Origin of the sequence: Qipengyuania marincola (assembly GCF_029688625.1) — a bacterium.
GTDB lineage: Bacteria > Pseudomonadota > Alphaproteobacteria > Sphingomonadales > Sphingomonadaceae > Qipengyuania.
Genome location: NZ_JARULC010000004.1, coordinates 1 through 21,035, shown reverse-complemented (window position 1 = coordinate 21,035; position 21,035 = coordinate 1). Strand labels below are relative to the sequence as shown.

The 21,035-nt window shown below is 59.8% G+C and carries 18 protein-coding genes and 1 tRNA gene; 15 read left to right on the top strand and 4 right to left on the bottom strand.

The window, feature by feature from the left end; all coding sequences use genetic code 11:
• Positions 1 to 30 precede the first annotated feature (30 nt).
• The 5 genes from lpdA (at position 31) to P8Q88_RS14240 (ending at position 5,261) form a co-directional block, all read left to right on the top strand.
• The gene (lpdA, locus tag P8Q88_RS14260) at positions 31 to 1,455 is read left to right on the top strand and encodes a dihydrolipoyl dehydrogenase (protein WP_278324522.1); all 1,425 of its coding nucleotides are present in this window, start codon (positions 31 to 33) and stop codon (positions 1,453 to 1,455) included.
• A gap of 35 nt (positions 1,456 to 1,490) precedes the next feature.
• Complete coding sequence (locus tag P8Q88_RS14255) at positions 1,491 to 3,350, top strand: cation:proton antiporter domain-containing protein (protein ID WP_278324521.1); 1,860 nt, start codon at positions 1,491 to 1,493, stop codon at positions 3,348 to 3,350.
• Positions 3,347 to 4,285, top strand: a complete 939-nt coding sequence (locus tag P8Q88_RS14250) for an aminotransferase class IV (protein WP_278324520.1) — start codon at positions 3,347 to 3,349, stop codon at positions 4,283 to 4,285. The genes P8Q88_RS14255 and P8Q88_RS14250 overlap by 4 nt, the downstream gene beginning before the upstream one ends.
• Positions 4,282 to 5,013 carry a sulfotransferase-like domain-containing protein gene (locus P8Q88_RS14245; RefSeq protein ID WP_278324519.1) on the top strand — a complete coding sequence of 244 codons (732 nt, stop codon included), beginning with the start codon at positions 4,282 to 4,284 and terminating at the stop codon, positions 5,011 to 5,013. The genes P8Q88_RS14250 and P8Q88_RS14245 overlap by 4 nt, the downstream gene beginning before the upstream one ends.
• 62 nt (positions 5,014 to 5,075) lie before the next feature.
• A complete protein-coding gene (locus P8Q88_RS14240; protein ID WP_278324518.1) occupies positions 5,076 to 5,261 on the top strand; it encodes a hypothetical protein in 186 nt (61 codons plus the stop codon).
• Between the two features lies 1 nt (position 5,262).
• Here the strand turns inward: P8Q88_RS14240 and P8Q88_RS14235 are convergent.
• A tRNA-Ser gene (locus P8Q88_RS14235) sits at positions 5,263 to 5,352 on the bottom strand.
• A gap of 116 nt (positions 5,353 to 5,468) precedes the next feature.
• Here P8Q88_RS14235 and P8Q88_RS14230 point away from each other — a divergent pair.
• From P8Q88_RS14230 to P8Q88_RS14185, 10 genes are all read left to right on the top strand, one after another.
• Complete coding sequence (locus tag P8Q88_RS14230; protein ID WP_278324517.1) at positions 5,469 to 6,488, top strand: lytic murein transglycosylase; 1,020 nt, start codon at positions 5,469 to 5,471, stop codon at positions 6,486 to 6,488.
• Positions 6,489 to 6,891: 403 nt separating this feature from the next.
• Complete coding sequence (locus P8Q88_RS14225; protein ID WP_278324516.1) at positions 6,892 to 7,428, top strand: SPOR domain-containing protein; 537 nt, start codon at positions 6,892 to 6,894, stop codon at positions 7,426 to 7,428.
• Between the two features lie 31 nt (positions 7,429 to 7,459).
• Positions 7,460 to 8,626 (top strand): D-alanyl-D-alanine carboxypeptidase family protein, encoded by a 1,167-nt coding sequence (locus P8Q88_RS14220; RefSeq protein WP_278324515.1) that lies wholly within the window; start codon positions 7,460 to 7,462, stop codon positions 8,624 to 8,626.
• A complete protein-coding gene (gene tmk / locus P8Q88_RS14215) occupies positions 8,623 to 9,261 on the top strand; it encodes a dTMP kinase (RefSeq protein WP_278324514.1) in 639 nt (212 codons plus the stop codon). Before P8Q88_RS14220 ends, tmk begins: the two co-directional genes overlap by 4 nt.
• A complete protein-coding gene (locus P8Q88_RS14210) occupies positions 9,258 to 10,208 on the top strand; it encodes a DNA polymerase III delta subunit-related protein (protein ID WP_278324513.1) in 951 nt (316 codons plus the stop codon). Before tmk ends, P8Q88_RS14210 begins: the two co-directional genes overlap by 4 nt.
• A complete protein-coding gene (gene metG / locus P8Q88_RS14205; protein WP_278324512.1) occupies positions 10,201 to 11,760 on the top strand; it encodes a methionine--tRNA ligase in 1,560 nt (519 codons plus the stop codon). Before P8Q88_RS14210 ends, metG begins: the two co-directional genes overlap by 8 nt.
• Positions 11,760 to 12,536 (top strand): TatD family hydrolase, encoded by a 777-nt coding sequence (locus P8Q88_RS14200; protein ID WP_278324511.1) that lies wholly within the window; start codon positions 11,760 to 11,762, stop codon positions 12,534 to 12,536. Before metG ends, P8Q88_RS14200 begins: the two co-directional genes overlap by 1 nt.
• On the top strand, positions 12,533 to 13,300 hold the full coding sequence (locus P8Q88_RS14195; protein WP_278324510.1) for an MBL fold metallo-hydrolase: 768 nt from the start codon (positions 12,533 to 12,535) through the stop codon (positions 13,298 to 13,300). The genes P8Q88_RS14200 and P8Q88_RS14195 overlap by 4 nt, the downstream gene beginning before the upstream one ends.
• Positions 13,297 to 13,464: a hypothetical protein gene (locus tag P8Q88_RS14190; RefSeq protein WP_278324509.1), complete on the top strand. Its 168-nt coding sequence runs from the start codon at positions 13,297 to 13,299 to the stop codon at positions 13,462 to 13,464. Before P8Q88_RS14195 ends, P8Q88_RS14190 begins: the two co-directional genes overlap by 4 nt.
• A 164-nt stretch (positions 13,465 to 13,628) precedes the next feature.
• Positions 13,629 to 15,074, top strand: a complete 1,446-nt coding sequence (locus tag P8Q88_RS14185; protein WP_278324508.1) for an ISNCY family transposase — start codon at positions 13,629 to 13,631, stop codon at positions 15,072 to 15,074.
• Positions 15,075 to 15,076: 2 nt separating this feature from the next.
• Here the strand turns inward: P8Q88_RS14185 and P8Q88_RS14180 are convergent, their stop codons facing one another.
• The 3 genes from P8Q88_RS14180 to P8Q88_RS14170 form a co-directional block, all read right to left on the bottom strand.
• Positions 15,077 to 17,146 carry a 3'-5' exonuclease gene (locus P8Q88_RS14180; protein WP_278324507.1) on the bottom strand — a complete coding sequence of 690 codons (2,070 nt, stop codon included), beginning with the start codon at positions 17,144 to 17,146 and terminating at the stop codon, positions 15,077 to 15,079.
• A gap of 358 nt (positions 17,147 to 17,504) precedes the next feature.
• Positions 17,505 to 20,000 carry a site-specific DNA-methyltransferase gene (locus P8Q88_RS14175; protein WP_278324506.1) on the bottom strand — a complete coding sequence of 832 codons (2,496 nt, stop codon included), beginning with the start codon at positions 19,998 to 20,000 and terminating at the stop codon, positions 17,505 to 17,507.
• A complete protein-coding gene (locus tag P8Q88_RS14170; protein ID WP_278324505.1) occupies positions 20,000 to 20,818 on the bottom strand; it encodes an NYN domain-containing protein in 819 nt (272 codons plus the stop codon). Before P8Q88_RS14170 ends, P8Q88_RS14175 begins: the two co-directional genes overlap by 1 nt.
• Positions 20,819 to 21,035 lie beyond the last annotated feature (217 nt).

Below are 21,035 nucleotides of genomic sequence, written 5' to 3'. Positions count from 1 at the left end.
TCAGGGCGAACGGATTTGTTGGAGTGACTTGTGGCTGAAAATTACGACGTAATCGTGCTCGGCAGCGGCCCCGGCGGCTATGTCGCGGCGATCCGCTGCGCGCAGCTGGGGCTGAAGACTGCCATCGTGGAGCGCGAACTGCTTGGCGGGATCTGCCTCAACTGGGGCTGCATCCCGACCAAGGCTCTGCTGCGTTCTGCCGAGATCAAGCACTTCATGGAACATGCGGGCGATTACGGGCTGAAAGTTGCCGGCAAGATCGAAGCCGACCTCGAAGCGGTGGTGAAGCGCAGCCGCGGCGTCGCCAAGCAGCTCAACCAAGGCGTCACGCACCTGATGAAGAAGAACAAGATCGCGGTCCACATGGGGGAGGGCACGCTGACCGGTCCGACCAGCCTGACCGTCAAGGGCGAGAAGGGGGAGGAGAAGCTCTCCGCCAAGCACGTGATCGTCGCCACCGGCGCCCGGGCGCGCGACCTGCCTTTCGCCAAGGCGGACGGCCAGAAAGACGGAGGGCGCGTGTGGACCTATCGCACCGCTATGACCCCGCCCGAAATGCCCAAGAAGCTGCTGGTGATCGGATCGGGTGCAATCGGGATCGAGTTCGCGAGCTTCTACAACGACATGGGCGCGGATGTGACCGTGGTAGAGATGCTCGACCGCATCGTGCCGGTGGAGGACAGGGACGTCTCCGCCTTCCTCGAGAAGAGCCTGACCAAGCAGGGCATGACCATCATGACCGGCGCGGGTGTCGAGGATCTCAAGGTCTCCGACAAGGGCGTGAAGGCCAAGATCAAGGATGCCAAAGGCAAGGTCGGCGAGACCGAGTTCAGCCACTGCATCGTCGCCATCGGCATCGTTCCCAACACCGAAGGCGTCGGCCTCGACAAGCTGGTCGAGATGGACCGCGGCTTCATCCAGATCGACGGGATGGGTCGCACCAAGTCGAAGGGCCTGTGGGCCATCGGCGACTGCACCCCCGGCCCCTGGCTGGCGCACAAGGCGAGCCACGAGGGCGTGACCGCCGCCGAAGCTATTGCGACCGAGCTGGGCGTGAAGGGTCTGCATCCGCACGCGCTCGACCGCGCCAACATCCCGGGCTGCACCTATTGCCACCCGCAGATCGCCAGCGTCGGCCTGACGGAGGAGAAGGCCAAGGAGGCAGGCCACGAGGTCAAGGCTGGCACCTTCCCCTTCATCGGCAACGGCAAGGCCATCGCGCTGGGCGAAGCGGAGGGGTTCTGCAAGACCGTATTCGACGCCAAGACCGGCGAGCTGCTGGGCGCGCATATGGTGGGCGCGGAAGTAACCGAGATGATCCAGGGCTTCGTCGTCGGCAAGACGCTGGAGACGACCGAGGCGGAGCTGATGCAGACCGTCTTCCCGCACCCGACCATCAGCGAGAGCATGCACGAGAGCGTGTTGGCGAGCTACGGTAGAGCCCTACATATTTGATGGGCACATCTGAGCGGGCAAGATAGGGGAGGGCGATGACCAGCTTCCTGATCCTCGCCTTCCTGCTCCTCGTCGCGGGGGTCGTCGCCGTCCCCCTGGCGAGCCGCTTCGGCCTCGGCTCGGTGCTCGGCTACCTCCTCGCAGGCATGGCGATCAGCCCGCTGCTCGGCGCACTGAACGTCGATGTCGAGGCGCTGCAGGTCTTCGCCGAGTTCGGCGTGGTGATGATGCTCTTCATCATCGGCCTCGAAATGGAGCCCAAACGCCTGTGGGAGATGCGCGGCAAGCTCGCCGGGCTGGGCGGAGGACAGGTCCTGCTGACGACCGCCGCAATCTTTGCGATCGGTCTGCTCGCGGCAAATCCATGGCAGGTCGCGCTCGCCATCGCGCTCATACTCGCGCTGTCGTCCACGGCGATCATCGTCCAGACGCTCACCGAGAAGAACCTGCTGCGCAGCGAAGGCGGCGAGGCGAGCTTCTCGGTGCTCCTGGTTCAGGACGTGGCGGTGATCCCGATCCTGGCACTGCTGCCCCTGCTGGCGATGCCGGACCTCCACAGCGCTTCAGCGGCAGGACACGGAGGGGAGGGGGCCCATGGCGGGATCGATCTGACCGAATCCATGCCGGTGTGGCTCGCCGGCCTGGCGCGCGTTGCCGCAGTCGCCGCGGTCGTCGCAATCGGCATCTACGCCATCCGCCCGCTGTTCCGCTACATCGCCGCAGCGAACCTGCGAGAGCTCTTCACTGCCGCCGCGCTGGTCGTCGTGATCGGCATTGCGCTGCTGATGTCGCTCGTCGGACTATCGCCAGCGCTTGGGGCCTTCGTCGCCGGCGTGGTGTTGGCGACGAGCGAGTATCGCCACGAACTCGAAAGCGATGTCGACCCGTTCAAGGGCCTGCTGCTCGGCCTCTTCTTCATCACCGTCGGAGCAGGCATCGACTTCGAGCTCGCGGCCGGAATGATCGGCGAAGTCGTCTTCTGGGCGGCGGTCACGATCCTCGCGAAGATGGCGGTGCTATTGCTTGTCGGCTACAGCTACGGGCTGCGGCGGCAGGCGCTTTGGCTCTTCGCACTCAGCCTGCCGCAAGCGGGCGAATTCGCCTTCGTCCTGATCGCTTTTGCCGTCGGCAACGCCGTGTTGGACCAGGCCATGGCAGATCTGCTCCTGCTCGTCGTGGCCCTGACCATGTTGGTTACGCCGCTGCTGTTCATCCTCTACGACAAGGTCGTGGCGCGTACCTACTGCGCCGGCCAACAGGCCGAGCCGGATACGATCGATGAGGAAAACCAGGTCATCATCGCGGGGCGAGGCCGGGTCGGCGGAATCGTCGATCGTATGCTGCAGGCCGCAGGCTATTCGACCACGGTGATCGACTACGACAGCAAGCATCTCGAGATGGTCCGCAAATTCGGCTTCCGCAGCTATTTCGGCGATGCGACGCGGCCCGACTTGCTGGCCTCTGCTGGCATCGACAAGGCAAGGCTATTGGTCGTCGCGCTCGACGAGAAGGAGCAGATCGACAAACTCGTCAAATACGCCGTCGCCAACTTTCCGAAGCTGCATGTGACCGCACGGGCGATCGACCGGAACCACGTCTACGAGCTGTGGGCATACGGATGCCGCGACATCATCCGCGAGACCTACGACAGCTCGCTGCGCATGGGCCGCTCTGCCTTCGAAGCATTGGGCATGGATCGCCAGCAGGCACGAGCGGCGACCGACGCGTTCGAGGAAATGGACCGCAGTTCCATGCGCGAAGTGGCCGATCTCTACGACATGGAGATCCCCTTCGAGCAGAACGAACCGCTGATTGCCAAGGTCAAGGAACTGCGCAGCGAGTGGGACCCGATCCTGCGTGAACAGATGGATGAAATCCTGAAGAGGGGCCAATGACGCAACCCGAGACTCGCGGCACGCATCTCTATGTCGCCGACGAGCGCAACGAGAATGTGTACATAGACATCAATGGCGAGCATTTCCGGCGGCCGGAGGCTAAGATCAGCGTGTTCGACAGCGGCTTCATGCTGGGCGACGGTGTCTGGGAGGGCATTCGCCTACATAAGGGAAGGCTCGCTTTCCTCGATCGCCACCTCGACCGCCTCTGGCGCGGCGCGAAGGCGATCCACATGGATATCGGCATATCACGCGAGGAGATGGAGCAGCGGCTTTACGCAGTGCTCGACGCAAACGGGATGGAGGGCGAGGGTGTCCATATCCGGCTGATGGTCACGCGTGGGATCCGCTCGACGCCATATCAGGACCCCCGGGTGGTTGTGACGCCTGCGACCATCGTCATCATCCCGGAATGGAAAGAGCCCGCGCCGGAAACCGCGACACGCTTGCTAAAGCTGGCAACGGTTCATGTGCGCCGGGGCTATCCCGATGTGCAGGATCCGATGTTGAACTCCCACAGCAAACTCAATTGCATCACTGCTTGTATCCAGGCTGCACAGGCCGGGGCCGACGAGGGGCTGATGCTGGACCCGCACGGCTTCGTGGCGACCTGCAACTCGACCCATTTCTTCATCGTTCGCGATGGCGAAGTCTGGACATCCAGCGGCGACTACTGCCTCGACGGCATCACGCGCGGTGTCGTGATCGAAATCGCACGTGAGGCGGGGCTGACCGTCCGCGAACGAAATTTCTCGCTGACCCATGTTTATGGGGCCGAGGAGGCCTTTACCACCGGGACCTTCGCCGGGGTTGCTCCAATCGGCGTGATCGATGGGCGGTTGATCTCGAAGGCGCGCGGGCCAGTCGTCGAGAAACTTCAGACAGCATATCTGTCCCGCCTTTCCAAAGACGTCGAAGGCAGGGCCAGACCATGACAATCCGCATCGCCATGTGGTCCGGTCCGCGCAACATCTCAACTGCTCTGATGCGCAGCTTCGGCGCGCGAAGCGATTGCACCGTGTCGGACGAGCCGTTCTACGGCGCATTCCTCAAAGCCAGCGGCGAGGACCATCCGATGGGCGAAGAAACCATGGCTTCGATGGACTGCGACTGGACATCGGTGCTCGAAACGCAATCCGGACCCGTGCCCGGACATGCCTCGGTCTGGTATCAGAAGCATATGCCGCATCATATGGTCGGGCCTATCGGGATTGCCGACATGCCCGAACACCGCCACGCTTTCCTGATCCGCGCTCCGGAGCGGGTGGTCGCCAGCTATCGCAAGAAGAACGAGCTTCGGCGGCCCGAACTGCTCGGCTTAGCCCAGCTACGGACCTATTTCGAATTCGAACGCAAGCGCACCGGCACAGTACCGCCAGTGGTCGATTCTGACGATATCCTCGAAAATCCCACTGGCGTCCTCTCAGCCCTTTGCGCAGCACTCGGCATAGCGTGGCACGAAGTCATGCTTTCCTGGAGCAAGGGACCGCATGCCGAAGACGGTGCCTGGGGCGCGCACTGGTACGACAAAGTGAACGCCTCGACCGGCTTCGGACCGCCGCCCGGCGAACTGCCGTTCCTCGACGGTGAATATGCCGAGGTAGCAGCAGCCTGCCGCGGCGATTACGAGGAGCTCGCCCGCTACCGGATCGCTGCCATCTGAACACAATCTCCAGGCACGCAACTTCCCGCACGGTCATGCGTTGACCGGGAAAGGAGACGGACATGGAATATGAAATCGATGACGACCCGCAAACCCAAGAGGACGAGACCGAAGGTAAGCGCGATGGCGGGATCGTAGAGGACCATATCGCTCTGAAAAACCAGTCGAGTGTGAAGGCCGGCGATTATCCCAAAGCGCAACGCGCCGACCAGTCTCTCGTTCGCGGTCCCGACGCCGACGACGAGTAACTGGCGGACAGGGTGGGATTCGAACCCACGAAGGGCTTGCACCCTTGCCGGTTTTCAAGACCGGTGCATTCAACCGCTCTGCCACCTGTCCGCGAGCGATGGGCGTGCTAGCCGCCCTCGCAGGTGTTGTCACCCATGGTGTGCGATGTTTGGGACCTGCCCTCGCTCCGACACTTGCCATTCATCTGCATTTTGCAAGAACGAGGTATGGAATTGAAGAAACTGTTCGCCGTCCCGTTGGCTATAGCTGTGTCGCTGCCCGCCGGCCCGGCCGCTGCCCAGAGCGATCTGTCGTTCGACGCCTACATGCAACTCTTGATGGCGCGGGCGCGAGCGGAAGGGGTATCCGATAGCACCCTACAGCGTATGACCAGCGGGCTGCAGCCCAGCCAGCGGGTCATCGAGCTCGACAGGTCACAGCCGGGCTCATCGCGAGGCAGCGGCTATCCACCGCTGGCGCCCTATATCGCTACGCATGTCGACGATGCGCGGATCGCCGGGGGCCGCCGTGCCTATGAGAACTATCGTTCGCGTTTGCAGGCTATCGAGAGCCAATATGGCGTGCCGGCAGAAATCCTCGTCGCGATTTGGGGCCATGAGACCGCCTATGGCGCGGTCAAGGGTGGCTTCGATCTGTCGCAGGCACTGGCCACGCTCGCCTGGGAAGGGCGCCGCCGTGAATTGTTCGCGGGCGAATGGGTGGCGCTGATGAAGGTGGCCGACAAGGGCTATTCGCGAAGCGATCTCAAGGGAAGCTGGGCAGGAGCCTTCGGCAACCCGCAGTTCTTGCCTTCGGTCTATCTCCGGCTCGCAGCCGACGGGGATGGCGATGGCCGTGCCGATATCATGAACAATGGCAGCGATGCGCTTGCGTCAATTGCCAATTACTTTCGCGACGCCGGCTGGCGCACTGGTCAGCCATGGGGCGTCCGCGCCTTCGTGCCTGGAGGCTTCAATGTAAATGCCTACCGCAGCCCAATAAATGCACCGGTTTGCGAACGCGTGCACGAACGCCATAGCGTCTACAAGACGGTCGAAGAATGGCGTGGGCTCGGCGTCCAGCCTCAACGCCAGCTACCCTCGGACACTCTAGTCAGCCTGTTTCAGCCCGATGGCCCCGGCACTCCGGCCTACCTTCTCACGTCAAACTATCGTGTAATCCTCGAATACAATTGCTCGAATTATTATGCGATGAGCGTGGGGTTGCTCGCCGATGCCGTATCCTAAGGGCTTGCGCTTCTCGCTTGCCTTTATCTTGACCCTCGCATCGGCCCTGCCTTCGAATGCGCAGGGTCCCGCTTCAGAGGAGGTGCGGACTGGACCGGCCGCCGATTACCCGATCGTTCTGGGGGAGCCTTTTGTAGTCGATGGCGAGACATTCACGCCTTTCGACACGATGAACTACGATGAGGTTGGGTATTCAGAGCAGGATGGTCCCGGCACCATTGGTGTGACCGGGTCCCACAAGACTTTGCCCTTGCCGAGCTACGTTGAGGTGACGGCATTGAACAGTGGTCGAACCATCTTGTTGCGTCTCGAGCGACGCGGGCCGATGAGGGCGGATCGGCTATTGGCCCTCTCCCCTGCGGCCATGGCCCAACTTGATTTGCAAGAAGGTGCTCCGATCCGCATGCGGCGTGTCAATCCGCCCGAGGACGATCGCGCCTTGCTCCGCACCGGGGAAGCGGCCCCGCTGCGCATGACGACGCCCGACGGCCTTCTTTCATCTCTGCGAAAGCGGCTTCCAGGAATGGGCGCTTCGCCTCCGCCAAATGCCCGTCAAGCCACAAGTGGCGGGGTTGTGCCTGCCGCAGGCACGATCGAGCCGATCGATCCAGAAACCGAAGCACCAGCGGCAGGTGGCTTGGTCAACGAGCCGACTGTTGACGTTCCGCTAGCGGGAAGAATCGACGGCTCGATCGTCGAAAATTCGCTGTCGGTCATGATGCCGGAGAGACCCACCGGCTTCGTCGTCCAGATTGGCGCTTTTTCGCTTGTCGACAATGCCAACCGTCTTGCCGATCGCGTAGGCGGTTTTGTGATGCGGAGTGGCCCATTCCACCTTGTTCGCATCGGGCCCTTTGCAAGTCGGGAAAAGGCGCGCGAAGCGCTCGCAAAGCTGCGCGGGCAAGGGTATAGCGACGCCTTGATCCAGAATATCGATTGAGCCGCGTCTTTTCGCGGCCCGCGGAGTCGTCTTGCGTACATATCTGAGATTGTTCACCGGGATTGCCATCGGAATCGCCACTGCGGCGAGCGCGCAGGACGGGGCGGGAGAATTGCGACCAGCGATCCCCAGCGTCGAAGAGGCGCCGATCGCCTATCTGATCGATGCAGGAAGCGGCCAGGTCCTGTTTGAGCGTGATGCCGATCGACGGTTCATGCCAGCATCCATAACGAAGACGATGACTGCCTTCCTGGCCTTCGAATGGATGGAAGAAGGGCGCTTGTTTCCGCAACAAACTGTGTCCGTCAGACCAGAGACATTCCGGCAGTGGAACAGGGTTGGCTCCACCATGTTTCTACCCGCCGACGCCAAGGTCAGTGTCGACGATCTGCTGCATGGCATCACAACAGTGTCTGCCAATGACGGCTCGATAGTCCTTGCCGAAGGTGCAGCGGGTACGCTGGCAGACTGGCTCGTGGCGATGAATGGCAAGGCGCGCGAGATCGGCATGAGAGACAGCCGGTTCGGGACGCCCAATGGTTGGATGGACGAGGGTGGAACCTTCACCACCGCGCACGATCTGGCTCTCCTCGGCCGTACGATGATCGCCCGGCACCCCTCGAAATACGCGCATTTCTTCGGCGCTCGGGAGTTCTCTTTCAACGGCATCACACAGCCCAACCATGATCCCATCAGCGGCGTCGTTCGGGGCGCCGACGGCATCAAAAGCGGTTTCACGAACCAGGCGGGCTACGGCTTTCTCGGGTCCGCGCAGCGAGACAACCGGCGTCTCGTCATGGTCGTTGCAGGCAGCCCAAGCGGGCGGGACAGGAACCGCGCTGCGCGCAATCTGATCGAATGGGGTTTTGCGGCGTTCGACAGTCGCCTGGTTTTCCCCGCAGATGCCGTAATCGCCGATGCAAGAGTGCAGGAAGGCTCGGCTCGCGCCGTCGGACTTCGCGCGGGAGGGCCGATCCGTATCGCATATCCCGAGGGGAGGAAGCCGGAGATTGTCCTTTCGGTCCACTATCAGGGCCCTCTGCGAGCCCCGATTGCCAAAGATGAAAGGGTCGCCGAGCTGCTCGTCCAGATCGAGGGCATGCCCGACAGCAGACTGCCGCTATATGCGAATGAAGCCGTTGGCCCCGCAAATCCGTTTCAGCGCTTGCTGAACGGGGTGCTGGGGAGCCTCTCTTGAAACGTGGCAGTTTCATTACCTTCGAGGGCGGGGAGGGCATGGGCAAATCGACCCAGATCCGATTGCTCGCTCAAACTCTTGAAGAGCGCGGGATCGACGTGGTCGTGACCCGCGAACCTGGTGGGACGCCGGGAGGGGAGGCTATTCGTGAGCTATTACTTCAGCCCCCGGGCGAAGGCTGGACTATCGAAGCCGAAGCATTGCTGTTTGCTGCAGCGCGCGCCGATCATGTCGCGCGCCTGATCGTGCCGGCGCTGGAAAGCGGTCGCTGGGTCTTGTGCGATCGCTTTGTCGATTCAAGCCGTGCCTATCAGGGAATAGCGGGCGAAATGACCGATGACGCGATTAAGACGTTGCACGGTATCGGCAGCGGCGGCCTCATGCCTGATCTCACCCTTGTTCTTGACGCATCTGATGCGGAAGTGACGGCACGGCTTGCGCGGCGCGATGGCGGCGTGTCCGATGCCATCGGAGGAAGGACGGCCGCCTTTCATGCATCCGTCAACGCAGCTTTCCAGCAAATCGCGGCAAGCGATCCGGACAGGGTACGGCTGATAGACGGCACTGGCAGCATTGAAGAGGTGCGAGCCCGGGTGGCAGATTCTGTCGCAAATCTACTTGCAAGCCGCTCATGAAACTGATCGGCCACGATGAAGCATGGCGTCAGTGGGCGCAGGCCGGCAGTGGCACACGGATGCACCACGCTTGGCTACTCGTCGGACGCAAGGGAGTAGGTAAATCAGCTTTCGCGCAAGCGGCCGCCAGAGATCTACTCGGCGTCCCAGCGACAATCGAGCATCATCCCGATATCCTGACGCTGACTCACGAAGCGAAAGACGACAAGGAAGAGCGCAAACGCGCGGAAGGAAAGCCGTTCGAACAGGCGCGCAGCATTCGTATCGCCCAAGTCCGAAGCATGCAGCACAGGCTGTCGACCCGTCCGACTGCCGGCGACAAGCGGGTCATCATCATCGATCCCGCCGACGATCTCGAACGCAATGCGGCAAACGCTTTGCTCAAGAGCCTCGAAGAACCACCACGAGGAACGATCTTTCTGCTCGTTGCACACAGCCCCGCGCGTTTGCTTCCAACGATACGTTCGCGCTGCCGGGTGCTCCGCTTCCCGGCAATATCCGACGCGGACATGGCAAATCTGCTGGCAGAGCTGGCGCCGCAGGCCGATCAGGCCACGCGCGAGGCCGCCATTGCCGCCGCCGCAGGTTCGCCGGGTGCGGCTCTCGCCTTCGTGGAGCTCGACCTGGGCCGCGCAGCACAACTGATGGATCGCATTCTCCAAGCCGGCGATGGGGACTTCGCCTTGCGAGGACAGTTGGCCACGGCTATCGGCGCGCGCCCGGATCGCGAGCGGTTACATGCGATCCTCAATCTCGCACGCGCGGCGCTCGCCGAGCAGGTGACGCACGTCGCGGACCAACCCGGCGCCCTAATCGAGGTACATGCGGAACTGGTACGCCTGACGGGTGAATTACCCACTTTCAATTATGATGCGGGCTTGCTGGCGATGGAAATCGGAACCTTGCTCGCCAGGGCTGCTACGGCTAGCGAGCGGGCCGATGCTTGAACCATATTATCTGACAACCGCCATACACTATCCCAATGGCAAACCGCATATCGGCCATGCATACGAGACGATCGCGGCCGATGTCATCGCACGTTTCCAGCGCCTGCGCGGGCGCGAGGTCCGTTTCCAGACAGGCACTGACGAACACGGCCTGAAAATGGCACAGAAAGCACGCGAGCTGGGGATGGAGCCGCGCGAGCTCGCGGATCAGATGTCCGGTCATTTCAGAGACTTGTTCGACGTTCTGAACATCTCCTATGACCGATTTATCCGGACGACCGACGCGGATCATCATCGTGCCAGCAAGGCCATCTGGGAAAGGATGGCAGCCAAGGGTGACCTGTATCTCGATCGCTACGAAGGCTGGTACTCGGTGCGCGACGAAGCGTATTACGACGAGAAGGAACTGGTCGAAGGGGAAGAGGGCGAGAAGCTCTCTCCACAGCGCACGCCAGTGGAATGGACCGAGGAGGAAACCTGGTTCTTCCGCCTTTCTCGTTATGCCGAGCCATTGCTCGAACTGTTGCGCACGCCGGGCTTTCTCGAGCCCGCGAGCCGTCGCAACGAAATGATCGCCTTCGTGGAACGCGGATTGCAGGATCTCTCGGTCAGCCGCACAAGCTTCGACTGGGGCGTGAAAGTGCCAGGGAGCGAAGACCATGTGATGTACGTCTGGGTGGACGCCCTGACCAACTACATCACCGGTCTAGGCTTTCCGGATGGTGGCACGCTCTGGGACAAGTTCTGGCCGGCTGATCTACACCTGATCGGCAAGGACATCGTTCGGTTTCACACAATCTACTGGCCGGCCTTCCTGTTGAGCGCCGACTTGCCCCTTCCGAAAAAAGTCTTTGGGCACGGTTTCCTCCTCAATCGAGGCGTGAAGGAATCCAAATCGGCCGGCAATGTCACCGATCCGATGGAGTTGGCCCAAACATTCGGCGTAGACGCCTTGCGCTATTTCCTGATGGCCGAAGTAACCTTCGGCCAGGATGGGAGCTATTCGGCAGAAGCGCTTGTGAATAAAGTCAATGCCGAGCTTGCAAACAGCTTCGGCAATCTTGCGCAGCGTACGCTTTCCATGATCGCGAAGAACATGGACGGCAAGCTGGAGATCTTCGAACTGGCGAGCGAGGATGAAAAGCTCCTGTCGGTCGTTTCGAAGGCATGTGGCGAAACCTTGCCCGAAGCGTTTGACCAGCTCGCTTTTTCCATCGGTATCGAGGCGTGGCTCAAGGCGGTATTCGCGTGCAATGCCTATGTCGACGAGCAGGCACCGTGGGCGCTCAAGAAAGCCGATCCGGACCGTATGAAGGTGGTGCTCCAGACACTGTTCATAGCTATTCGCGACCTGGCGATCGCGATCCAGCCCGTCGTGCCCGAGAAAGCAGCGGAAGTTCTTGACCAACTCGGCGTCGCGTCCGACCGGCGGGGTTATGCAGATCTATCATACCGGGAATGGTTTGCCGAACTTGCGCAAGGTGGCCATGTCATCGGCAAACCGACGCCCGTTTTCCCACGTCTGGAGTTGCCCGAGCAGGAAGTTGCCTAATGCTGGTCGATAGCCATTGCCATCTCGAGTACGACGGTCTCGTCGACGACAAGGACGGTGTGATCGCGCGGGCAGAAGCGCGAGGCGTGAAGGCCTTCCTCAATATTTCGACCAAGCAATCCGAATGGGGTCGCGTCGTTATGACGGCCGAGGGTCGAGCTCGGATTTACGCGAGTGTGGGGATTCATCCTCATCATGCCGACGAACATCAGGGCCTGACCCACGACGTCTTGCTAGAGGCCACCCGCAACCCGAAGGTAATCGGCATCGGCGAAACCGGGCTCGATTATTTTTACGAGCACTCGGATCGGACCGCGCAACAAAAGCTGTTCCGCCTGCATATTGCCGTCGCACGCGAGACCGGCCTGCCGCTGATCATCCATACGCGCGACGCCGAAGACGATACGCTGGCAATTCTCGAGGAGGAGATGGAGAAGGGCGCGTTTCCTGCGCTCATCCATTGCTTCACAGCATCGGCTGACTTCGGGGAGAAGGTCTTGGCTCTGGGCCTGTCGATTTCGCTTTCAGGCATCGTGACATTCAAGAACGCCAAAGATCTTCAGGAATTCGCGAAAACCGTTCCGCAGGATCGCCTGCTGGTGGAAACCGACAGTCCCTTCCTTGCGCCGGTGCCGCATCGCGGAAAGACGTGCGAGCCAGCTTATGTACACGATACAGCGGAGTTCCTTGCCGATCTTCGCGGCGAGGACCTGGATCGACTGGCTGCGTTCACCAGTGCCAATTTCTTCCGCCTCTTCGGCAAGGCTGCCGCGTGAGGTTAGTGATGCTGGGTTCTGGCACCTCTACCGGGGTGCCCCGCATCGGGAACGACTGGGGCGACTGCGACCCTTCCGAACCTCGCAATCGCCGGAGCCGCGTTTCCGTCATCGTCGAGAATGACGCAGGCGGCCGAATCCTCGTCGACACGTCCACCGATCTTCGCAGCCAGTTGTTGGCGAACTCGATCGATCGAGTGGATGCGGTGTTCTGGACTCACGATCACGCGGATCATTGCCACGGCATCGATGACTTGCGCGTTATGCGCTACGACCGGAGCAATCCTCTGCCCGGTTTCGCCAGCAAGACGACGTGCGATCGACTGCGCCAGCGGTTCGATTATGTCTTCGCTGGCCAGTTTGGCTATCCCACGCTTATGGATTTGAGAGAAATCTCTTCAAAACCGCTGGTTGCGGGCTTCTCCTTCGATTATGTCGAGATGCCGCATGGTCCGGTGACCAGCACGGGATTTCGGTTCGAGGCCGATGGCTGCTCGCTGGTCTACGCGACGGACTTCAGCGAAATTACAGAAGCGATGGTTCGGTGCTATCGTGGAGCGGATATTCTGGTGGTAGACTGCCTCAGGCGCCGCAAGCATCCGACACATGCCAATCTGGAAATGGCTCTCGAGCTTGCCAAACGTACTCGCGCGCGAACTGCAGTCCTGACTCACATGGACAAGAGCATGGACTACAGGACGCTCAGGAACGAGGTACCCGAGAACGTGATCGTGGGTTACGACGGGCTGGAGTTGCGCACATGAACGAGCATCAAGTCGTTTCCCTGATCTCGCTGACCGGCTTTCTAATCCTGATAGCTGCCGGCTTCCAGCAGCGAAATGTGGGCTGGCGCAAGGGGTTCTTCATGGCGGGTGCCTGGGCCGGAATCTTCGCGATCGTCGTGCTGTTCATCGACATCGTCCGTTGAACCGGAGCGCTCGGCGCTATAACCGTATTTTACATAATATATATTATCGTTCTTGCAGAGCTGTAAGCGCAACTTCCAAATGAGACAGTCTCGCAATTTCGAAGTGAGACTCCTCTACCCTGACCGAGACGCGTTTTCGGTTGTGACCTTGGAGGTGCGAGAAAATGGCGGAGCCGGAATTCGAAATAGAAGTCGATGACGAGACCTATGAGGTAAAGGCCATCAAAGCCTACCTTCGTGGGGAATTGAAGGCAAAGGACCTTCATGCTTCGCTTGAGGTATCAAGAGCTACGGCACACCGAATGGTTTCGCGCTTTAAGGAGGAAGGCGCCGGCGGCTTGATCTCTAAAAAGGTCGGAAACAAGAATCGCGCATTCTCCAGTCAGTTCCGCTCCGATGTCTTGACGATAGTTCGAGAAAAATATGCGGATTTCGGCCCAACTTTGGCGGCAGAAAAACTGGAAGAAATCCACGACCTCCGGATCTCCGACGAAAAATTACGGCAGTGGATGATCGAAGAGAAACTATGGACTGATCGAAAAGGAAGGCAGCCTAGAATATTTTCACCTCGTGATCCAAGACCTAGGTGCGGAGAGCTCATTCAGGTGGACGGCTCTTATCACCGTTGGTTCGAAAAGCGCGGAGGCGAATGTTGTTTAATTGTCTTTATCGACGATGCAACGAGTGAACTTAAGCTACTTCGCTTTGTCGAGCACGAAACTTCTTACAATTACATGAACTGTCTCATGGTTTACATTCAGCGCTTCGGTAGACCCGAAGCGCTTTTTGCTGATCGCCACAGTATTTTTCGAGCCACGAACCCCAAAGGGAATGGGGTGAGGATGCCAACTCAATTTGCACGTGCTTGTGGTAAGCTTGAGATACAAATTATCTGTGCGAAAACGCCTCAGGCAAAAGGCCGAGTTGAACGGGCTAATCGAACGCTTCAGGATAGATTGATCAAGGGAATGCGATTGGCAAACATTTCCACGATGGAAGAAGGCAATAGATTTCTCGAAAAATACCGCCTGGATCACAATCGACGTTTTGCTCGCGAACCTCTCGACCCGTCAGATGCTCATCGCCCTGCCCCCAATGCCGATCTGAGGAACTTGCTGACATACGCTGTTGAGCGCAAAGTCTTCAAGGATTTATCTCTAAGCTATAACAAGTTAAAGATAATTCTTGATGATTGTCCGCTAGCGAGAAAGGCAGTCGGTTCGAAGGTTTCTATAGTGCAAACTCTGCAGGGCGACCTCGAAATCCTGTACGACGAGCAGGCGATTCCCTTTAGGGTCTTTGATAAGATACGGCGGGTCAGAGACGTCCCGGAGGTTGTGGATCATAAGCGCCTCGGTTCAGCACTTGCCCTGTGCAAGACTATATCTGAGGTGGAACCGCATCATTACAAACGGAATGCTCATGTTCTCGCGGGTTTCAGAAAAAATTTTCGAGACCCTACTGATCCAGAAAGTACGCGACTTCTAAACCCTCCCAGGGAATTGCGTCGTGCCCATAACGGGCGCCCGCGAGCGCCCTTGGGACGTCACCCTATCGTGATATGCAGTCATTCCTTGGAGTCGAACGAGAAGGAATTCGAGAAACCGTGAGGCTACCTCAGACCAACCTGAGGAGGGTCTAAATCTTCCAAAAATTCGCTTCCCGGCTCTAGGCCAGTGATTAACAACCGATCGCGGGCACGTGTGCAGGCCACGTACAGAAGGTGGCGTTCGGTTTCGAAGGCTGCTTGCATTTCACCAATGTCTCCGATGGCGGACAGGCGTTCTGGATCGGGCAGCACATCATCGTCGCATGCCATTACAGCAACAGCGCGAAACTCGAGGCCCTTTGCATCGTGCATGTTAGCGATTCTGGGCGCCGCTTGGCCGCCCAGACCGGCTTCCTCAATGGCGGCACGCGCGCGATGAGTTTGCCGGCTACTTCGAACCAGCAGCCCTATTTCTTCGGCGGCGATGCCGTCGGCCTCGCAACTTCGCAGCCACTCAGCGACGCTGGTGATCTCGTCCGCTTCGTCCGCAAAGAGTGAAACAACCGGGGTTGGACCGTCAAATACCGAGACGGTGCCGCGACGCCCCTCCTCTACTCCGTCCATATCAGTAATAGACGGCGGTAGTAGGCGGTCGGCGACCGAACGGATCTGGTGCGATGTGCGGTAATTGACCTTCAGCGTATGGCTTCGCCCTCGAATATCGAGACCAAGCTTTGCCCAGCTGAAAGGAAGGCGGAAGATGCGCTGTCCGATATCGCCCGCGAGGAAGAGTGCATCGGCCCTGCCCTTGCCCGCTTTTGCGAGGAAGCGAACTTGAGCCACTGTCAGATCCTGCGCTTCGTCCACGACCACATGTTCGAAGGGCAGCGTGCCACCATCTGACAGCCATGCGGCCAGGCGGTCGTAAATCATCGCGCGAGTGACCAGTCCACGCTTTGTCAGTCCTTGGCGAACGGCATCGAAGACTGCCCAGGCAGATTCGCGTTGAAGCGGCCCTAGACGCGTGCGCCGTCCGATACGTGGTATCTCAGCGTAACTTTCCGCATCGGTCACACCCCAGGCGTCGACCAGTTCGATCCATTCCTCAAAAAGGAAAGCTGGAGTCAGATCTCCTCCCAAGCCGGCTTCTCTCGCATCTTCGATCAGTGAACGTACCTGCGTGTCCTCCGCGATCTGCAGATTGCCGAATTCAGCGGCATAGAGTTCGATTGCGGCCTGATCGATTGGTCGGACGGTTATGCGGTCGCGCAGCTTGAGTTGGCTTTGGGTTAACAGATCGACTTTAGCAGAAAGCGAGTTCGCCAGCTCTTGCGAGAATGTCGTGAGAAGTACGCGTGTCCGATCTGCTGCCTCAGCCAAATGGACCGCACGATGAAGGGCGACGATAGTCTTTCCGGTTCCTGCGGAGCCAGTCACGCGCGTCGGCCCGGTGACCTTGCGCCCGACGAGTTCGCGCTGGGCGGGATGGAGAAATACCGCCCACTTTTCGAATGGTGCATCTAGTGCCGCCTGAAGCTCCTCCAGATTGTCGAGCACACGGAACCGGCGCTGTGCATCAGGATGCGCGAAGGGGTCGGCACCCGGCTCGGCGGGTTTGGTAACATGGTTCTCGAGCTTCCCGCCGGTCGCGAAATCCAACAACGCTTCGGCCGCTTCGGCAGGCAGGCGGTCGAACAGCCCGTCAACCTCGCCCTCTGGCATCTCACGCACGCGCTCAAGCCAGTCGCGCGGAACACCGACGTCGAGCATTTCGTCGTCGGTCAGCGCCCAGAAAGGCTGTACGGACTGTTCCGGGGTGTCCTCCGAGGTCTCGGCGTAAATGAGAGGGGCAGTTTCTTCTCTCCGCTCCACAAGTTCGACGATCTGCATCGCTCCAGTTCGCTCATGCGGGACGATCTTTCGGCGCTCAGCCCAAGCATAAGCGTCGTCATGATGACCGACATATGCGAGGAGGTTGTCCTCCCCATCGCGACGCAGGATGATCCGAAGATCGCGGCTGACACGCGCTGACCAAAGCTTGTCATCCCCCGCCCGGTTTAGACGTTCGAGACTGAGGCCGCTGCCTTTAGGATCGGTCATCAGGTCGAAAGCGGTGAGCTTGACCTGCTTTTGCTCGTTATGGCTGAGCTTGCCGAGGGCATCAGCAAAGGTGGAGGCATATAGAAGCGTCATCAGCCCTCCGTGCTCCGAACTCGTTTGGAGGCAGAATCATTGGATTTATAGGCTGCTTGGCGGGATTTTTCGGCTAGGCGAAGTTCGCGTTCGAGGCGTTCGATGTCTTTGCGAGCATCTTTCAATTGCGTTTCCACACGCTTGACCAAGTTATCCGACTGCGCACGCCACTGCTTAATGGAGAGGCCTGCGTGGCGGGCTTCCTGTAACGTCATGTGACCAGGAAATAGCGGATACTGGCGCTTTATTTTCTTCTTTGCGCGCTTGGCTCCAGGCTTCCCCTTGCTACCGAGGCCTACAAACGACCCATAAACACCAGCCCATCCTGAACCGCCCACCCGCCGCCGACCTGCCACGATTAGACCTCCAGCACCTTCATCACCTCATCCCCCAGGTGATTCACCACCTTCACGGCCACTCTACCCTCTTTCGGCCTCGCAAATGGTCGTGAACGGGTGTCGCCGGCCTCGGTTGCTTCTTCGTCCTGTGCCTCGGTAAGAGACTTCTGGCGCACGGTGCCCTCGGCGACGATGAATTCGCCTGGCCACAGTTTTATGGTCTCAAAGACGAGCCTATCGTCCTTGGCGCGCTGCTGGACCCCTGAGCGCTTGAGGTTCTCGAGCACCATCTCGGCGAAATCGGCGCGTTCGCCGCTCTCGCCTTTCTTTGCCCTGCCCTCTGCTGCCTCGATCTCGTCGAACAGGCTGTCGTCCACGTCCACGGCGGGGACGCGGTGGGGGCTGAGGCTTTCGACCGTGAACGGCCCCGCCACACGCACGCGGCCCTTGTCCTCATAGGGCTGGTCGTAGAGATATTCGGTGTCCGCCTTGGCGGCGATGCTGGCGTCGATTTCCTGCTGGCGTTCGATGCGCAACTTCCACCATTCGGCGTGGAGTTCCTCGGCGCGCGGGTCGTTCCACGGGTCAACGGGGTGTTCGGGCAGCGTCTCCAGCGTGTAGTCGCGGCCCAGCTCCTCGTTCAGCTTGGTAAGCCACTTGGTGCGCACAGCATCGGAGCCGGGACCGCGCGCCTTTGCCAGAGCCTTCGCCGCAGCTTCGGGCCAAGGCGAGCCGGGTTCGCGCGGCATCGTCCATTCCTCGAAGGGCGGCAGGTCTGGATCGGAGCCCCCCTCGGCATCATAGGCGCGGCCGCGCATCGCGTTGATCTCGGCGCGCAGGGGTTCGAGCTTTTCCTGATACTCCTCCCAGATCGTGTCGATCTCGGCGTTGTTGGCGATGCTTTTCAGCGTGATGTGCGGCACGCGCTTGTAAACGAAGCCCTGGCGGATGCGGCCTTGTGTGGGCGTATCGCGAGGCGGGGTGCGGGTGATCTCGCCTTCCTTCACCTGCCCCTCGCGGCTGTCGGCGAGCAGATACCAGGGATAGCGCGCGCCCATGATCCGCGCCCGGGCGAGCGCGAGCGCGACCCGGCTCGTGTCGATCGTGATCCACCGCCGCCCCCATTGCTCGGCGACGTAGGCGGTGGTGCCCGAACCACAGGTGGGATCGAGCACCAGATCGCCGGGATCGGTTGTCATTAAGATGCAGCGTTGGACGACTTTCAAGCCTGTCTGCACGACGTACTCTTTCGGGCCACCGAACTGGTTCTGGCCGACAGTGTCAGTCCATATGTTCGTTACCGGATAGACGAGATAATCATCTAAGAAGCGCTGAAAACTGAGCCCCTTACCGGTTTGAGCGACGCGGCTGGATTTGATCAGCCGTGGCATTCCGGTTTCGCCGGTGCTCCAGTAACGTTTGCCGGGCTTGTAAATATTGCCCTGAAAGTTGATCGGAAAGCTTCCAGGGGGTCGAGACGAAGTCAAGTCGCCAGTGCCAGCCACTCGCCAACCTTCTGGAAGTTGAGACGGATCGGCTTTCTCCAAGTCCGTTAATGGCCGCCTTTCGCCATATTCGTTCAGCGCGAATGTGAAAGCTGTTCCGCCTGTTCCGCCGACGGTTTTCTCCTCCAAGAGGCGCCGCCATTTGAGTTGCAAGGCGTCTCTCGCATACCAAAGAAGAAAGTCATTCACAGCAGGCAAGAAGTCGCCTGATCCAGTCGAGGTTTTTGCAAACGCGATCTCCCGGACGAAATTTTCCTCCCCAAACACCTCATCCATCAGCGCTCGCACGCGATGAACGTTCTCGTCGCCGATCTGGACGAAAACGCTGCCGCTTTCGGTAAGGAGGTCGCGCGCTACGGTCAGGCGGTCGCGCAGATAAGTGAGGTAGGAGTGGATGCCGTCCGCCCAGGTGTCGCGGAATGCCTTCACCTGCTCGGGCTCGCGCGTCAAGTGATCGGCCTTGCCGTCCTTCACGTCGCGACTGGTGGTGGACCACTGGAAGTTGGAGTTGAACTTGATGCCATAGGGCGGGTCGATATAGATGCACTGCACTTGGCCCTTCAGCCCCTCGCGCTCGGCCAGCGATGCCATCACCTTCAGCCCGTCGCCCAAGATCATGCGGTTCGACCAGTGCTGGTCATGCGCGTAGAACTCGGTCCGCGCCTCCGGATCGACGCCGTTGAAATCGGCGAAGAGATCGGGCGCGTCGTCGGGTTCGTCGCGCTGGCTGGCGCGCTTCAAATCCTCGATCAGCGCCTTGGGATGAATCTTCTCTTGGATGTAGAGCGGCGGCGCCTCGACTACGAGGTCCGACCAGTCCGCCACATCCTTCCCCCGCCACACCAGCTGCGGATCGAGATCGCGATTGCGCCGCTCGTAAGCAACCTCGATCGGCCGCTTGGTTTCGGCATCGACGAAGGTTTCGAGCTCCGCCGTGGGCGCGTTCTTGCGCGTGGCCTCGTCATGGGTGAGCGTCTCGACGCGGAGGGGTTTCTTGGGTGAGCGGGCCATTATTCAGCGTCCTTGAGATGCGGCTCCTGCGCAGCAGGTGCGCTTCCAGTCGGGCGAGGCAGTCCCGACTGCAGTCCGTCGATGTGTTCGTAGAGATCATCGTTCACGCTTTGCCAAAGCGGATCGAGGATGAATTGGAGTCCTTCGCGGCGTGCAAGCTTCGCGGCAGGCACGAAATCGCTGTCACCTGCAATGAGTATGATTGTCTTTGCCAACCGCTTGAGCGTGAGCGATGCGATATCCAGGCCGATGCGCATATCGACGCCCTTCTGTCGCAGATCGAGAGCAACATTATGTGCTTCGATGTCCAGCCACTGGTGTTTACAATCGGCCAGAGCGGCGACCTGTTCTGACGAGAGGTTTAACGAACCGTCTGCCAGCGTTTGAGCGAAATCGATTTGTTCAAGTGCGGCGCGTGTGCGGAAAAGCTTCTGCATCCGTCCGCCAGTGACCGTCCATCCACCGAGTCGATTCACCTTGCCGAGTCGTAATGCGACGTTTCGCTGTTTGCGAAGCAGATCGAAAATTTCGCGCTGGAAGGTGGCACGGTCGCTCTTGCCGAAATCTATTTGCTTGTTTGTTAGCGGATGGTGCGCTTGCCCCTCGAAGGGTTCAGCATCGTAGTAGAATATGCGATAGACGTGGCGATGCCAGTTCTGATCGGTGTCGCCCGTAAGGCGCTCTACATGGCGGTGACACATGAAGCGGATCGAGCCGACAACGTTTGCCGGTGTTTTGTGATGCTCTTCGCTAACGAGCTTCGGCAGACGTTTCGTCAGAAAGCCGCCGTCGATCAGTATCGCTATTTCTCGGCTCATATCCGCGTCTCGCGGATGCCGGACAAAAGAAAAGCCCCAAGATTTCGGTAACACTCTGGATAGTCGAGCGAACCTACTCTCAAGGGGCGGATGTGCAGTTGAGATAGGACCATATGTCCTAATGTGCAATTAAAATCGTCATGAACGTTGCGATGAACGTTGCGATGAACGTTGCGATGAACGTTGCGATGAACGTTGCGATGAACGTTGCGATGAA

Coding starts and splice junctions, on each gene's coding strand:
- metG (WP_278324512.1), top strand. CDS start 10,201: ATGCTTGAACCATATTATCTGACAACCGCCATACACTATCCCAATGGC.
- P8Q88_RS14180 (WP_278324507.1), bottom strand. CDS start 17,146: ATGACGCTTCTATATGCCTCCACCTTTGCTGATGCCCTCGGCAAGCTC.
- P8Q88_RS14200 (WP_278324511.1), top strand. CDS start 11,760: ATGCTGGTCGATAGCCATTGCCATCTCGAGTACGACGGTCTCGTCGAC.
- P8Q88_RS14240 (WP_278324518.1), top strand. CDS start 5,076: ATGGAATATGAAATCGATGACGACCCGCAAACCCAAGAGGACGAGACC.
- P8Q88_RS14210 (WP_278324513.1), top strand. CDS start 9,258: ATGAAACTGATCGGCCACGATGAAGCATGGCGTCAGTGGGCGCAGGCC.
- P8Q88_RS14250 (WP_278324520.1), top strand. CDS start 3,347: ATGACGCAACCCGAGACTCGCGGCACGCATCTCTATGTCGCCGACGAG.
- P8Q88_RS14185 (WP_278324508.1), top strand. CDS start 13,629: ATGGCGGAGCCGGAATTCGAAATAGAAGTCGATGACGAGACCTATGAG.
- P8Q88_RS14230 (WP_278324517.1), top strand. CDS start 5,469: ATGGAATTGAAGAAACTGTTCGCCGTCCCGTTGGCTATAGCTGTGTCG.
- P8Q88_RS14175 (WP_278324506.1), bottom strand. CDS start 20,000: ATGGCCCGCTCACCCAAGAAACCCCTCCGCGTCGAGACGCTCACCCAT.
- P8Q88_RS14190 (WP_278324509.1), top strand. CDS start 13,297: ATGAACGAGCATCAAGTCGTTTCCCTGATCTCGCTGACCGGCTTTCTA.
- P8Q88_RS14245 (WP_278324519.1), top strand. CDS start 4,282: ATGACAATCCGCATCGCCATGTGGTCCGGTCCGCGCAACATCTCAACT.
- P8Q88_RS14225 (WP_278324516.1), top strand. CDS start 6,892: ATGCGGCGTGTCAATCCGCCCGAGGACGATCGCGCCTTGCTCCGCACC.
- P8Q88_RS14255 (WP_278324521.1), top strand. CDS start 1,491: ATGACCAGCTTCCTGATCCTCGCCTTCCTGCTCCTCGTCGCGGGGGTC.
- P8Q88_RS14170 (WP_278324505.1), bottom strand. CDS start 20,818: ATGAGCCGAGAAATAGCGATACTGATCGACGGCGGCTTTCTGACGAAA.